This window comes from Streptomyces sp. NPDC017940 (assembly GCF_044328435.1).
Lineage (GTDB): Bacteria > Actinomycetota > Actinomycetes > Streptomycetales > Streptomycetaceae > Streptomyces.
This window is the reverse complement of record NZ_JBIRHJ010000008.1, coordinates 1-14,090: the sequence shown is the minus strand read 5'-3', so window position 1 is coordinate 14,090 and position 14,090 is coordinate 1. Positions and strand designations below refer to the sequence as shown.

8 protein-coding genes are annotated in these 14,090 nt (G+C 75.2%); 5 read left to right on the top strand and 3 right to left on the bottom strand.

What is annotated here, in order from left to right:
- Positions 1–170: 170 nt before the first annotated feature.
- On the top strand, positions 171–3,782 hold the full coding sequence (locus ACH4DX_RS26395; RefSeq protein ID WP_398157013.1) for a BTAD domain-containing putative transcriptional regulator: 3,612 nt from the start codon (positions 171–173) through the stop codon (positions 3,780–3,782).
- A gap of 64 nt (positions 3,783–3,846) precedes the next feature.
- Here the strand turns inward: ACH4DX_RS26395 and ACH4DX_RS26390 are convergent, their stop codons facing one another.
- The 3 genes from ACH4DX_RS26390 to ACH4DX_RS26380 all read right to left on the bottom strand — a co-directional run bounded on the left by ACH4DX_RS26390 (position 3,847) and on the right by ACH4DX_RS26380 (position 9,606).
- Positions 3,847–4,338 carry a beta-class carbonic anhydrase gene (locus tag ACH4DX_RS26390; protein ID WP_398157012.1) on the bottom strand — a complete coding sequence of 164 codons (492 nt, stop codon included), beginning with the start codon at positions 4,336–4,338 and terminating at the stop codon, positions 3,847–3,849.
- Positions 4,339–4,546: 208 nt separating this feature from the next.
- A complete protein-coding gene (locus ACH4DX_RS26385; protein ID WP_398157011.1) occupies positions 4,547–6,250 on the bottom strand; it encodes a bifunctional 3'-5' exonuclease/DNA polymerase in 1,704 nt (567 codons plus the stop codon).
- Positions 6,251–7,035: 785 nt separating this feature from the next.
- Complete coding sequence (locus tag ACH4DX_RS26380; protein ID WP_398157010.1) at positions 7,036–9,606, bottom strand: FtsX-like permease family protein; 2,571 nt, start codon at positions 9,604–9,606, stop codon at positions 7,036–7,038.
- Between the two features lie 84 nt (positions 9,607–9,690).
- Here ACH4DX_RS26380 and ACH4DX_RS26375 point away from each other — a divergent pair, with 84 nt between their 5' ends.
- From ACH4DX_RS26375 to ACH4DX_RS26360, 4 genes are all read left to right on the top strand, one after another.
- Positions 9,691–10,863 carry a DUF2786 domain-containing protein gene (locus ACH4DX_RS26375; protein WP_398157009.1) on the top strand — a complete coding sequence of 391 codons (1,173 nt, stop codon included), beginning with the start codon at positions 9,691–9,693 and terminating at the stop codon, positions 10,861–10,863.
- A complete protein-coding gene (locus ACH4DX_RS26370) occupies positions 10,863–11,261 on the top strand; it encodes a MerR family transcriptional regulator (protein ID WP_398120015.1) in 399 nt (132 codons plus the stop codon). Before ACH4DX_RS26375 ends, ACH4DX_RS26370 begins: the two co-directional genes overlap by 1 nt.
- 50 nt (positions 11,262–11,311) lie before the next feature.
- A complete protein-coding gene (locus ACH4DX_RS26365; protein WP_398157008.1) occupies positions 11,312–13,456 on the top strand; it encodes an FUSC family protein in 2,145 nt (714 codons plus the stop codon).
- 69 nt (positions 13,457–13,525) lie between these two features.
- Positions 13,526–13,927 (top strand): SgcJ/EcaC family oxidoreductase, encoded by a 402-nt coding sequence (locus tag ACH4DX_RS26360; protein ID WP_398157007.1) that lies wholly within the window; start codon positions 13,526–13,528, stop codon positions 13,925–13,927.
- Positions 13,928–14,090: the final 163 nt, after the last annotated feature.

Sequence of the window (14,090 nt, the reverse complement as noted above, 5' to 3'; positions counted from 1 at the left end):
CGACACTCCCCCGAGCCACGCGTATGAACGCGAGCACCGGCGGGGCCAGGTCCGATGTAGTGATCACATCAGGCCACGCCAACAGATCGCTAACATGTGGCCAACGGTCGTCCGGCCGGCGCGCATGGCCGGAACAGAGCGGTCCGGTGCGAAGGGGGAGTGGGGCGCGCATGACGGACGAGCTCCGCTTCGGGCTCCTCGGCGTGCCCGCGCTCTACGGGCCCGACGGCGAGGCGCACCCCGTACGCAGTCCCAAGGGGCGGGCCCTGCTCGCCGCGCTGCTCCTGGAACCCGACCGGGTGGTCTCCGCGGCCGCCCTGAAGGAAGCCCTCTGGGCCGAGGGCCCGCCCGCGTCCGCGCACGCTTCCCTACAGAACCATGTGACCCGGCTGCGCCGACTGCTCGACGACCCCGCGCGGCTGCACGCCGTACCGCCCGGCTACCGCCTGCGGGTGGACGACGGCGAGCTCGACGTACGCGTCTTCGAGCGCCACTGCGCGCGGGCGCGCGCCGCGCACGCCGAGCGCGAATGGGCCACCGTCGAGCGGGCGGCGGGCGCCGCCCTCGCGCTGTGGCGCGGCACCCCGCTGTCCGGCCTGCCCACGGCCGCCACCGGGCACGCACTCGTACAGCGCCTCGAAGAGGCCCGGTTGCTGCTTCTGGAGTGCCGCTTCGACGCACTCCTCTGCGCAGCGGCGGACCCCGACGGCGACCCCTCCTCCGTGTCCGTCGAACTCGGGGCACTCACCCCGGAACTGACGTCCCTCGTGGCCGAGCACCCGCTCCGCGAGAACTTCCACCGCCACCTGATGCTCGTCCTGCACCGCACCGGCCGCCAGGCCGAGGCCCTCGCCGTCCACCGCGCACTCCGCCGCCGCCTGGTCGACGAACTCGGCGTGGAGCCGGGGGAGGCGGTGCGGGAGGCCCACGGGGAGGTCCTGCGCGGGGGCGCGGGTGCGGGCGCGGGCGCGAGCGGGGGTGTGAGCGGAGGCGTGGGCGCGGGTGCAGGTCTGGGCGGGGCATTCTCCGTACCGGACAAGTCCGTCGCGCACGGCGCCTCACCCCCGGCTTCGGCCCCGGCTTCGGCCTCGACTCCGACCCCGGCTCCGGCCCCGGCTCCGACTTCGGCCCCGACCCCGGCTCCGGCCCCGGCTCCGACCTCGGCTCCGACTTCGGCCCCGACCCCGGCCCCGGACCCGGACCTGGCCCCGGACCCGGACCTGGCCCCGACGTCGGCCCCGACCCCGAGCCTGGCCGAAGGCAACACCGGACCGCCGCCCCCCGCGCCGGACAGCACCCCACGCCACATACCCGAGGGTCACCCGGCCCCCGCACCCCCCAGCCTCGCAGCCCCCGCACCCCCCAGCTCCCCGGGCGCCGTACCCGGCGGCACCCTGCACCCCGTACCCGGCGGCACCCTGCACCCCGTACCCGGCGGCACCCCGGACCCCGCACCCGCCCCGGACCCCGCACCCGCCCCGGCCCCCGTACCCGCCCCGGCCCCCGTACCCGGCAGCGCCCCGCCCCCGCCCCCCGCACCCCAAGCCACCGACAACACCCCCGCGCCCGCCAACCCACCGCACCCACCCCGCCCCGCCCAACTCCCGCCAAGGCCCCTGCACTTCACCGGGCGCACGGACGAGGTCCGGCGGCTCCGCGAGCTGTTCGGCGGGGCGGGCGCGGGGGCCGGAGGAGGGCGCGGTGGGGTGCCTGCCGTCGCCGTGCTCGCGGGGATGGCGGGGGTCGGCAAGAGCGCGCTCGCCGTGCACGCCGCGCACGAGCTGCGGGACGCCTTCCCCGACGGGCAGCTCTACCTCAACCTGCACGGCGCCACCTCCGCGCTCACCCCGGGACAGGCCCTCGCCGCGCTCCTGCGCGACCTCGGCGCCGGGGCGCGCCACACCCCCGACGACCCGCACGCGTCCGCCGCGCTGCTGCGTTCGCTGCTCGCCCCGACCCGTACCCTCCTGGTGCTCGACGACGCGGCCGGGGCCGCGCAGGTGCGGCCGCTGCTGCCCGGCGGCCCGGGCTGCGGCGTCATCGTGACCAGCCGCTCCCAGCTCACCGCGCTCGACGGCGCGGCCCGCTTCCCGCTGCGGCCGCTGTCCGACACCGACAGCGCCGCCCTGCTCCGCGCCGCGTCCGGCCGCACCGGCCTGGACGCGACGCACCCGCTGGTGGCCCTCGCGGGGCGGCTCCCGCTCGCCCTGCGCATCGTCGCCGCCCGCCTCGCCGCCCGCCGTGCCCTCACGCCGGACGCGCTCGCGCACCTCCTCGCGGACTGCGGCGGTCGCCTGCACCACCTGGAACACGACGACTTGAGCGTCCGCAGCTCACTCGACGTCGCGCTCACCTCGCTGCGCGAATCCGACCGCGCGGGCGACCGCGACGCCGCCCGCGCGCTGTGCGCCATCGGCGCCCTGGACCTGCCCGAGTACGGCGCCCCGCTGCTCGCGCACGTGCTGCGGCTGCCCCGCCCCCGTACCCAGGCCGCCCTCGACCGCCTGGTCGACGTCGCCCTCCTCGACGAGATCGCGTACGGCCGCTACGTACCCCACGACCTGGTCCGTGCCTTCGCCCGCGAACACGCGGCACCGCCCGCGGAGTCCGCCGACCGCTCGGCGCTGACCTGGTACGACACCATGGCGCGCCAGGCACTCCTGGCGATCGTGCCGGAGGGCAGGGACAGACAGGACCGCCTCGGCCCCGCGGGACCGGACCTGCCCCCGGCCCCTACGGAACCCCCGGTCCCTACGGAGGCCACGGAGGATCCGGACGCCCCGGGCGACTCGCCCGCCTCCGCCTTCGCCACCACCGACCAGGCCTTCGCCTGGGCCGACCAGGAGCTGCCGAACATCGTCGCGCTCACCGAGCGGCACCGGCACGACGCCACGGGCCTGGTGCCCGCCCTCGTCCGGCACCTGTTCCCCTACCTCCAGCGGCGCGGGCGGCTCACGGAGCTGGCCAGGCTCGGGGCCGTCGCCGTGGCGGCCGCCCGGCGCGCCGGGGACCGGCGGGCGCGGGCGCAGGCCCTGACGGACCTGGCGGGGCACCGGTTCATGGCGGGCCGCGCGAGCGAGGCCCTGACGCTGAACGACGAGGCCCTCGCCCTGTGGCGGTCCCTCGGCGACGTCTCCTGCGTACGCCGCGGCCTGAACCACCGGGGCCTCCTCCTGGAGGGCCTCGGCCGGCACGCCGAGTCCGCGGGCGCCCTCCGCCGGGCCCTCGGTCTCGCCCGCAGCCTCGACGACCCGCTGAGCGAGGCCACCACCTACAGCCACCTGGGCAACCTCTACGAGCACACCGACGCTCGCACCGCCATCGCCCACCACGAACGCAGCCTCGCGATCGGCGACCGCATCGGGAACCTGATCGTCCGGCAGTCCGCGCACTGCAACATCGGCTACGCCCACCTCACCCTCGGCGAACCCGCCGCCGCCCTCGCCCACTTCGAGAAGAGCCTGCGGCTGCACGGCGAGTACGCGGACTGGCACGGCGAGTCCCAGTCCCGCCTCGGCCTGGTCCGGGCCCTGCGCGGACTGGCGAGGCACGAGGACGCCGCCCGCGAGGGCACCGTCCTGTTGGACCGCGCCGAGCACCGCGGCGACACCCACATGGGCGGCCTCGCCCGCCATCAGCTCGGACTCCTGCTGCACACATGGGGCCGTACGCGGGAGGCGCACGCCCAGTGGGATGCGGCCCTGGCGGCCCTGGAGTCCCTGGACGGCGTGAGCGCCGAGGTCGTCGACGAGCTGAAGTCGCTGCTGGGTCCCCGTTCCTGACCGTCGGCCCCTAGTACTCCTAGGGGCCCTAGGAGTCCTAGGGGTCCTACGGCTCCTACGGGTCCTAGGGGGAGACCTCCGTCAGCCGTCCGCTCGCCACGTCGAGGACGAAGCCGCGCACGGAATCGGTGTACGGGACGAAGGGGCTGCGCGTGATCCTGCGGACGGACTGCCGCACGTCCTCCTCCAGGTCGGTGAACGTCTCCGCCGACCACGGGGGCCGCAGCCCCGTCTCCCCCTCCAGGCGCTGCTTGAAGTCGGCGTCGGTGAACGTGAGCATCCCGCAGTCGGTGTGATGGATGAGGATGATCTCGCGGGTGCCCAGGAGGTGCTGGCTGATCGCGAGGGAGCGGATACCGTCGTCCGTGACGACCCCGCCCGCGTTGCGGATGACATGGGCCTCGCCCTCGGCGAGACCGAGGACCCCGTACGGGTTCAGACGGGCGTCCATGCAGGCCACCACGGCCACCTGCCGGGACGGCGGCAGCGGCAGCGGACCCTTGAACGACCGCGCGTACTCGGCGTTGTTCCTGAGGTATTCGTCGGTCACTGACATGGCGTTCCTCGCCTTCCGAACCGCCTTCCGAACCGCCTGGCGTCAGCAACGTAGGCCCGCACGCGGGCTCGCGTAATCGAACAGGGCACATGTCCACACGCCTGCAACGCCCCGGCAACAGACGGCCGCCGTCTACGGCCGTACGGGCGCACGGCACCGGGCGTCGGACGCCGACACGGCTGCTATGGGGCGTCGGACGCCGGCACGGCTACTTGGCGTCGGCGTAGCACTCCACGACGGCCACCGTGAACGGGAACCGCACCGGCGTCTCGCCGAAGGCGATCCGCCCCGCGAGGTCCCCGGCCTCGCGCACCGCCGCCACGACGGCCTCCGCCTCCTCCTGCGGGCAGTGCACGATCACCTCGTCGTGCTGGAAGAAGACCAGTTCGGCACGCATCCCCGCGGTGGCCCTGCGCAGCGCGGCGAGCAGCAGCAGCGCCCAGTCGGCGGCGCTGCCCTGCACGACGAAGTTACGGGTGAAGCGGCCCCGGGCACGCGCGTCCGACGAGGCGTACCCGGGTGTGAACTCGTCCTGGGGCGCGGCGCTCCCGGCGGCGGGCGCCTCCTGCGGCAGACCCGCCTCCCCGTCGTCGTCGGCGCCGCTCCCGACGGCCGGGGGACTGGTCCGCCCCAGCCACGTCCGGACGAGCCGCCCCTCCTCGCCCGCCTTCGCCGCGTCGTCCACGTACGCGACGGCGAGGGGGAAGCGGCGGCGCAGCGCCGCCAGGTTCTTCAGGCCGTCACCGGAGGTCTGCCCGTACACCGCGCCGAGCAGCGCCAGTTTGGCGTGCTCGCGGTCACCGGCGAACGCGCGGTCGGACAGCCGGGTGTACAGGTCCTCTGCGCTGCCCGCGACATCCATCAGACCGCGGTCGCGGGAGATCGCGGCGAGGACGCGGGGCTCCATCTGGTCGGCGTCGGCGACGACGAGGCGCCATCCCGGGTCGGCGACCACGGCGCGCCGGATGACCTTGGGGATCTGGAGCGCGCCGCCGCCGTTGGTGGTCCAGCGCCCCGAGACGGTGCCGCCCGGTGTGAACTCGGCGCGGAAGCGGCCGTCGCGCACCCAGGCCTGGAGCCAGGACCAGCCGTGGGCGGTCCAGATGCGGTACAGCGTCTTGTACCGGAGCAGGGGCACGACCGCCGGGTGGTCGATCTCCTCCAGCTCCCACTTGCGCGTCGACTTGAGCCGGATGCCGGCGCGGGCGAACGCCTTCACCACGTCCGCGGGCAGGTCGGGGCGCACGCGGTGGCCGAACGCCGCGGACACCTCGTCCGCGAGCTCGGCGAGCCTGCGCGGCTCGCCACTGCCTCCGTAGCGGTCGCCGAGCAGTTCGTGCAGGACCTCCTTGTGGGTGTCGGCGCGCCAGGGCAGGCCCGCCGCGCTCATCTCGGCGGCCACGAGCATGCCCGCCGACTCGGCCGCCGTGAGCAGCTTCATGCGGCCCGGGTGGGTGGTGGCCCCGTGCCGGGTGAGCTGGTCCGCGTACACCTCGAGGAGGGCCTCCAGGGGGAGGTGGGACGCCGGGGAGGGATCGAAGAGGGAGTCCTGGGCGGTCGGGTCGGCGGCGCGGGGTGGCGGGTCCTGCGGTACGGGTCTTCGGTGCAGCCTGGCCCAGGCCGCCGCTGCGGAGCGGGGCTCGCCGTGGCGGCCCTCGTGGCCGAGGAGCAGTTGTTCGGCGGCCTCGATGTCGTAGCAGCGCTGTACGGGTACTCCCGCGGTGAGCAGCCGCGGGTACACGGCGGTCGTCGACCGCCACACCCACCTTGTCACCTCCGGGTGGTTGCGCACCGCCGTGACGAGGTCCGCCTCGCGGCGTACGTCGCCCACGGGCCGGCCCGAGCCGTCCACCGGCACCACGGCGGCGCCCCCGCCCGCCTCCTCCGCCACCACCCACCGTTCGCCGTCCATACCCCCGACGATCCCACCGCCCACTGACAACGCCCCAGCGCAACGCCTTCTCCCCCACCCACCCGCCCTCCCATCGCGCTCCGCGCTCGTCCTCAACCGCCGGACGGGCTCTTTTCCCCACCCGCCCGCCCCTTTCCCGCGCTGGCGCGCTTGTCCTCAATCGCCGGACGGGCTTTTCCCCACCCACCCGCCCTTTTTCCGCGCTGGCGCGCTTGTCCTCAAACGCCGGACAGGCTGGATACTTCGCCCCGGCGGCACGAACGCAGCCCACCCGGCGAAGCTCACAAGCCCTTCCGGCGAAGCTGGCAAGCCGTCCGGCGGAGCTCTCAGCCCGTCCGGGGAATCTGGCAAGCCGTCCGGCGGAGCTCTCAGCCCGTCCGGCGAAGCTCGCATGCCGTCGGGCGGAGCTCTCCGCCCTTCCGGCGAAGCTCGTAAGCCCGCCCGGCGGCGCTTTCAAGCCCACCCGGCGGAGATCTCAAGCCGGTCCGGCGAGACTCTCAAGCCGGTCCGGCGCGGCTCCAAGCCCGCCCGGTGAGGCTCCCAAGTCCGTCCGGCGAAGCTTCCAAGCCCGTCCGGCGTTTGAGGACGAGCGCGTCAGCGCGATCCCAGCCGGTCCGGCGTTTGAGGACGAGCGCGTCAGCGCGATCCCAGCCGGTCCGGCGTTTGAGGACGAGCGCGCAGCGCGATGGAAGGGCGGGTGGGTGGGGAAAAAGCCTGTCCGGCGTTTGAGGACGAGGCGCGGAGCGCCGATGGGGGCGGGGGTCCAGGGGGCGGCAGACCCATGGTTATCGGGAAGGGGCGGGGTTGGGGCGCCCCGCGAGGGCACGCCCAGGGCGTCCCGCAAGCGCACCCCCCACAGCCACCACCAGACACACCCCCACGCACACCCCCACCACCCCCCAGGGCACCACCACCCCCGCGAACGCGGAAAGCCGGGCAAGCCCCAGGCTCAACCCCCCGAGCCCCACCACCGCCACCCCGAGCCCAAGCACCGCCCCCACCCCCACAGCAAGCCCCGCCTCGACCCCCACCACAACCCGGATCTGCCCGGGGGACGCCCCCACGAGCCGCAACGAACGCAGCTCGGGCGCACGCACGGCCGCCGTCATGAACTGGGTGCTGACCAGCGAGATCGCCGTATAGGTGAGACAGATGCCGAGCAGCATGAGCAACCCGAGCCGGGTCTGCGCCCGCACACCGGGGTACTCGGCGGCCACCCACTCCCCGGCGGACCGCACCTCACCCCCGGTACCCGCCCGCAGCGCCGCCACGACGGCCGCACGGTCGGCACCCGCCCGCAGGGCCACGTCCACGCGGTCGAGCGGGGCGGCGGGGACGTTGCGGGACGTCACGTACGCCCCGTTGTCGCCGGCGCCGCGCGCGAGCACGGCAACGATCCGCAACCGCACCGGGCGCCCGTCCCCGAGCCGCACGTCCACCCGCTCGCCGACCCGGTGCCGCTCCCACTCCTCGTCGACGACGATGGAACGGTCGTCGAGCCGGCGCACATCACCGGCGACGACGGGCAGCCGCGTCACCGCCGCGAACGCCCGCGGATCGCTCACCGCGCGGGCCTTCGACCGCACGAGGGCGGTGCCGCCGTCCTCGCGTACGTAGACGGCGGTGGCCGCGGAGGCGGCGACCACGGCCCCCGGGACGCCCCCGGCGACCGGTCTCAACCTGTCACCGGTGACGACGAGATCCGCGGCGGTACGGGCCCGCGCCTCCTCGGCCCGGGCCCGCCCCACCGTGGCGGCGGACCCGAGCAGACACCCTGCGAGAGCCACGATGACGAGCACAGGAGCAGCGACCGCACTGGTGCGCCGCACGGCCCCGGTCATATTGCCCAGCGCAAGCCGGACAAGGGTGCCCGCCGCGCGCCCCCTGCTCCGGCGAGCACGCCCTCTACGGGCGACCTCCAGGGGTCCACGGTCGGCGCCCCGCAGGCGCATGGCGAGGGCGCCCGCGCCGCGCCCTATACCCCGGCGGGCACGCCCCCTGCGGGCACCCCCCAGGGATCCACGGTCGGCGCCGCGCAGACGCATGACGAGGGCACCCGCCTCACGCCCCCCGCTTCGGTGGGCACGCCCCCCACGGGCACCCCCCAGGGGCCCACGGCCGGCGCCCCGGAGGCGCACGGCGAGGGCACCCGCCCCGCGCCCCCCGCTCCGGCGAGCACGCGCACGCCCCCTGCGGGCAACCCCCAGGAGCCCACAGCCGGCACCCCAGAGGCACACGACGACCCGGTCCACGTACCGCACCGCCAAAGGCACGAGCGCCGCCGCCGCGGTGGCGAGCACCATCCCCTCCACCACATAGAACTTCCGCTTCATCAGCTCGGCGGGCGCGGCCCACAGCGTCCACACCAGCCACCCGCCCCCGCCCAGAAGCAGCGCCGCCCCCGCCACCCGGCGGGCGGGCGGCATGACCCCCGCGTCGAGCGAGGCGTCCCGCAGGGCCGCCACGGGACTGACGCGTCCCGCCCGGCGCGCCGCGCTCCAGGACCCGGCGAGCGCGACGACGACGCCGGTCCAGAAGGCGAGCTGGTAGGGCCACCACGTCCAGGCGGAGGCCGGGAATCCCTCGGCGACCGTGAACCACGCGGGCGCCACGCCCGCGTCCACCAGCACCCGGGCGAGCACGGGCGCGGCCCACGCCCCGCCCGCGCACCCGGCCGCCGAGGCCACCGCGCCCACCACGAGCGCCTCGCCGAGCACCCACCGCCGCACCTGGCCCCGGCTCGCCCCCGCCGCCCGGAGCAGCCCGAACTCGCGCCGCCGCAGGGCCACCACGAACGCGAACGTGGACGCGGTCACGAAGGCGGACACGAACGCGGCGACCCCGCCCGCCGTGCCGAGGAAGGAGTGCACGGCCACCAGGGCTTCCGCGTCCCGCCCGGTGGCGGGGTCGACGAGGCGCCGGTCGGAGCCGGTGAGGACGCGCGCCCCCGTGCCGGACGCGGCGACGACGGCACGGACGGCGGCCACGGGCGCGTCCACGCCCACCGCGTCGACCCCGGTCACCTCTCCGCCGGGCATGTCCGATCCCTTACTGTCTGTACGGATCTGCCCCAGGCGGTGAAGCTCGCGCAGCAATTCTTTGTCCACAGGGTGTGGATGAGCGAGCCGCTTCGTCACCCGGCCGACTCCGGGCCCCCGCCGCACCGCCACCGTCAGCGTGTCCTGCCCCGCCACCACCACCGGCGACCCCGCGAACCGCACCGGCGGGCGCACCGGCGGGTCCAGGCTCGCGGCGAGCCCCACCCCCATGGCCGCCATCAGGGTCACCCCGAGGGCGACGGCGACGAAGGCACCCAGAAACTGGGCCCACCGGGCCCGTAGCGACGCAAGAACCATGCTCCGAGCCAACCGTGCCGGGCCCCGGCGCTCACGACCACTGGCGGGCCGGTCGACGGTAGGGCCAGGCCTACCCTTAGGGGTATGGAATCGGTGATCGACAGGGCGTTCGCTGCGGCGTTCCACGGGCCGGACGCGGACGCCGGGCGCGCGGGCGGGGCCACGCACGGGCTCGACACCGGCGCGTCCCTGCTCGCCGCCGCCCCCGAGGCGGACGCCGAACTGGCGGCGAGGGGCGAGGAGTTGCTCCGCCGCGCCTGGGTGCGCGGCTGGCAGCCCGCCGACGTCCTGCGCCTGGTGCGGCGCGACCTCGACGAGCCCCACGTACGCCTGGCCGCGTCCCTGATCCAGGCCGAGAGCCGGGCGTACGCCCCCGAGCTGCTGCCCGCCCGCTGGCCCGCCCAGCTCGCCGCCCTCGACGCGTACGCGCCCTGGCGGGCCCCCGACCGGTTCGCCCACGCCACCGCCGTGCTCGCCCTCTACCGCCTGCTGCTCCGGCTGCCTCCGATCGAGCCCGTGGGGCCGGCGCCCGGCACCCCCGTACACCTGCCGCCACGGCACCCCGGCGACGAACCGCGCACCCTCACCCGCATCCGCGCCCTGCTCGCCAAGGCCGAGGCGACGGGCTACCCGGAAGAGGCGGAGGCGCTGACCGCCAAGGCGCAGGAGCTGATGGCCCGGTACAGCGTCGACGAGGCCGTGCTCGCCGCCCGGACGCACGCCGCCGGTGTGCCCGGCGCCTGCCGCATCGGCGTCGATGCCCCGTACGAGACGGCCAAGGCGATCCTCCTCGACGCCGTCGCCGACGCGAACCGCTGCCGCGCGGTCTGGAACGAGGCGTACTCCTTCTCCACCGTCGTCGGCTTCGAACCCGACCTCGAAGCGGTGGACCTCCTCCACACCTCCCTGCTCGTGCAGGGCACGGCGGCGATGACCAAGGCGGAGGCCGGTCAGCGCGCGGGCGGGCGCAAGCGCACCAAGGCGTTCCGGCAGGCCTTCCTGATGGCGTACGCGCAGCGGATGGGCGCCCGCCTGGAGGCGGCCGCGGCTCCCGTCACCCACTCCGGCGCCGACGGCGGCGCGCTGCTCCCGGTGCTCGCCGCCCGCGACGTCGCCGTCACCGACCGGACGGAGCGGATGTTCCCCGAGACGTCCACGACCCGGGTGCGCGGGGTGCGGGACGGCGAGGGCTGGGCGCAGGGCGCCGCCGCCGCGGACCGGGCACACATGGCGCACCGCGCGCGCGTGGAGGGCTGATGCGCATAGGTGAGCTCTCGGAGCGCACCGGCACCTCCCGCAGGCTGCTGCGCTACTACGAGGAGCAGGGCCTGATCGTCGCCGACAGGGCCGCCAACGGCTACCGGGAGTACGACGAGTTCTGTGTGGACCGGGTCCTCCAGATCCGCGGTCTCCTGGACGCGGGCCTGCCGACCCGGATCATCAAACAGATACTCCCGTGCCTGAACAAGCCCCGCACCATCCACTTCCCCGACGCCACCCCGGAGATGCTGGCCACCCTGGAGAGGGAGCTCGACCGCATGACGCACCGGGCCGAGTGCCTGCTGCGCAACAGGGACGCCATCGCGGAGTACTTGGACGCGGTACGGGTTACCCGGGACGTGGGAGGACGGGGAGGCCAGGGAGGCCAGGGCTGACGGACGGATCCCGTCATATGACATGCCCCATATGCCCGTAGTATCGCAAAATGACCTGGTGGCGAGCCCTGAAGCAGACGGGGCGTTCGGGTCTGGCCGTGGAGCGGCGGCGGCTCGAACCCCTGGTGGCGCTGCGCGGCGCGGCGGGCCTGGCGATCGTGATCGGCCTGAGCCTGACGCTGTTCGGCCCGGCGGTCGCGGCGAGCTCGGCCTTCGGCGCGTTCCAGGCGGCCATCGCGACCTTCCAGCGCAGCTGGCGCCCGCGCCCCGAACTGGCCCTGGCCTCCGGCACCAGCCTCGCCCTCTCCACCTTCCTCGGCTACCTCACCGGCAGCCACCTCCTGCTCTTTCTGGCCCTCCTGGCCCTGTGGACCTTCCTGGCGGGCCTGAGCTGGGCGGCGGGACCGACGATCGGCCTGATCGCCACCTCCAATGTGGCGATCATGCTGGTCACGATCACCCTGCCGACGTCCGTGGCCGCCGCGGCGGGGCACGCCGCGATGATGGTCGTGGGCGGCGCTCTCCAGGCGGCCCTGGTGATCGTGTTCCCGGTACGCCGCTGGGGCGCGCACCGCGACGCCCTCGCCGACGCGCTCGCCGCAGAGGCGGACTACGCCCGCAGGCTGCGCCACGACCCCGTGGCGCCCTTCGACCCGGTCCCGCTGATGACGGCCCGCGCCGCCGCGCACATCACGCCGCGCCAGGCCCGCACCCGCCCCGCAGAGCTCCACGGCGCCCGCGGCGTCGCCGAACGCATCCGCCCGGTGCTCGCCTCCCTGGCCGACCCGGCCCTCGGCGTCCCCGCGGACGGCCCCGAACGGGACCGGGTCCGCGAGCTCCTCGCCGCGACGGGCACCATCCTCGACGCCGCGGCCCGCGCCATCCGCCACGGCGACCCGGTGGACCTGCCACCGTCGGCGCTCGCCACCTTCCGCACCCCGGACCCGGGCACCGTCCTCACGGGCCCGCCCCAGCGAGCCGCCCGCCGCCTGGCCACGCTCCTGCGGGACGTGGTGGAGGTGGCGGGGGGAACGTCGGCGGACGAGACCCCGGCTCCCGCCGAGCCCGGGCAGCCGGCGAACGCGAACCTGGTCAGGCCCGGACTCACGGCCCTGGTCCCGGCCGCGCTCGGGGCCATGCGCCAGGAGCTGAAGCGGCGGCACACGGCGGTGACCCGCCACGCCCTGCGCGTGACGACGGTGGCGGTCGCGGGCTACGTCCTCGGAACGTACCTGCCGCTCGGCCACCCCTACTGGGCCCCCATGGCGTCGGTCATGGTCATGCGCCCCGACTTCTCCCAGACCTACACCCGCGCGGTGGGCCGCTTCGCCGGCACCCTGGTGGGCGTGACCCTGGCCACGGCCCTGGTCCAGCTGACGCACCCGGGCACCCACCTCTCCGCCGCGCTCGCGGTGACGTCGGCGGGCCTGATGTACCTCCTGATGCGTACGGGCCAGATCGCCGCCCAGGCCTGTGTGGCCGCGTACGTGGTCTTCCTCCTCGGCATGGGCGGTGAGCAGTGGACGCAGACGGTCCCCGAACGCGTCGTCCTGACCCTCATCGGCGGCCTCCTCGCCATGGCGGCGTACGCCTCGTACCCGGCGTGGGAGACCCCGCGGCTGCGCACGCGCCTGGCGGACTGGCTGACGGCGGAGGGCAGGTACGCGGCGGCCGTCGCCGACCACTACGCGGACCCGGCGGGCACGTCCTGCCCCGACGTCCGCGAGACGCTCCTCGCCACCCGCGACGCCCGGGCCGCCTGGCAGGAAGCCCTGACCAAGGCCGAGCACGAACCCGTACGCCACCGTGGCCTGTCGCGGGCGGCGGCCGCGGAGGCGGAGGACGCCCTGGCCCAGTTCGGCCGGGTCGCGATGCTCCTGGAGGCCCACCTCCCGGACCGCGGCACACCCCCCGTGCCCGCCGCGGCCGACCTCGCCACCGCCCTGCGCGCGGCCACCGAGCAGGGCGCGAAGGCCGTACGGGAGCGCCGTGTCCCGCACTGGGACGGCGTCCACGACGTCCTCACCGCCTGGGAGCCGCAGGACGCCCCCGCCCGGGTGGTCCGCCGGGGCGCCACCCTCCTCACCAAGGCCTTGACGGACCTCTCCGAGGCCCTGGACACGACACCACCCCCCATGCTGGTGGACGGCGGTGCGACGAACCTCCGCAAGGGCGACACTCCTCCCCCCACCTGAACGGCACCCGGCAGCCTGGACAGGAGGTGACCGGCGGACCTTGACCTCAAGTCCGCTTGAGGTCCCAGGATGAGCTGCATGAACACCGAAGCAGCAGACATCAAAGCCATCGAACAGGTGGTGGCCACCGTCGAGCGCACCCAGCGCGCCAAGGACGTGGAGGGTTTCCTCGCGCTGTTCCACCCCGACGCCCTCTGGACGACCGCCCACGGCAAGGTCCTCATCGGCTTCGACGCGATCGCCGATTTCACCCGCACCGTGCTGCCCACTGCGAGCTGGGACGGCGAGGTCACCTACAAGGCAGTGCACACGCAGTTCCTGCGCCCCGACGTGGCAGCCGTCAAGGTCCGCCAGGTCTACCACTCGCCAGAGGGCGATTCGGAAGGCGCTCCGCTCTACGTCATGACCAAGCAGGACGACGGGAGGTGGCTGCTGCACGTGGGCCAGAACACCGAAGTGCGAGCCGGTTAACCCCCGCACGGGCCGCACAAGGCACCGCACCGGGCCGCATGAGGCACCGAGACGCAAGGTGCACGGGCCGCAAGTGGCACGGAGCCGCAGACGCTGAACGCACGGGAGGGGTCGTGGCGGGATGACCGAGCGCAGCGTGCCAAGCAACACACTGACGGCGCGA

Bases quoted from the DNA above. Each gene is read 5' to 3' on its own strand.
- ACH4DX_RS26395 (WP_398157013.1), top strand. From the start codon at position 171: ATGACGGACGAGCTCCGCTTCGGGCTCCTCGGCGTGCCCGCGCTCTAC.
- ACH4DX_RS26390 (WP_398157012.1), bottom strand. From the start codon at position 4,338: ATGTCAGTGACCGACGAATACCTCAGGAACAACGCCGAGTACGCGCGG.
- ACH4DX_RS26385 (WP_398157011.1), bottom strand. From the start codon at position 6,250: ATGGACGGCGAACGGTGGGTGGTGGCGGAGGAGGCGGGCGGGGGCGCC.
- ACH4DX_RS26380 (WP_398157010.1), bottom strand. From the start codon at position 9,606: ATGGTTCTTGCGTCGCTACGGGCCCGGTGGGCCCAGTTTCTGGGTGCC.
- ACH4DX_RS26375 (WP_398157009.1), top strand. From the start codon at position 9,691: ATGGAATCGGTGATCGACAGGGCGTTCGCTGCGGCGTTCCACGGGCCG.
- ACH4DX_RS26370 (WP_398120015.1), top strand. From the start codon at position 10,863: ATGCGCATAGGTGAGCTCTCGGAGCGCACCGGCACCTCCCGCAGGCTG.
- ACH4DX_RS26365 (WP_398157008.1), top strand. From the start codon at position 11,312: ATGACCTGGTGGCGAGCCCTGAAGCAGACGGGGCGTTCGGGTCTGGCC.
- ACH4DX_RS26360 (WP_398157007.1), top strand. From the start codon at position 13,526: ATGAGCTGCATGAACACCGAAGCAGCAGACATCAAAGCCATCGAACAG.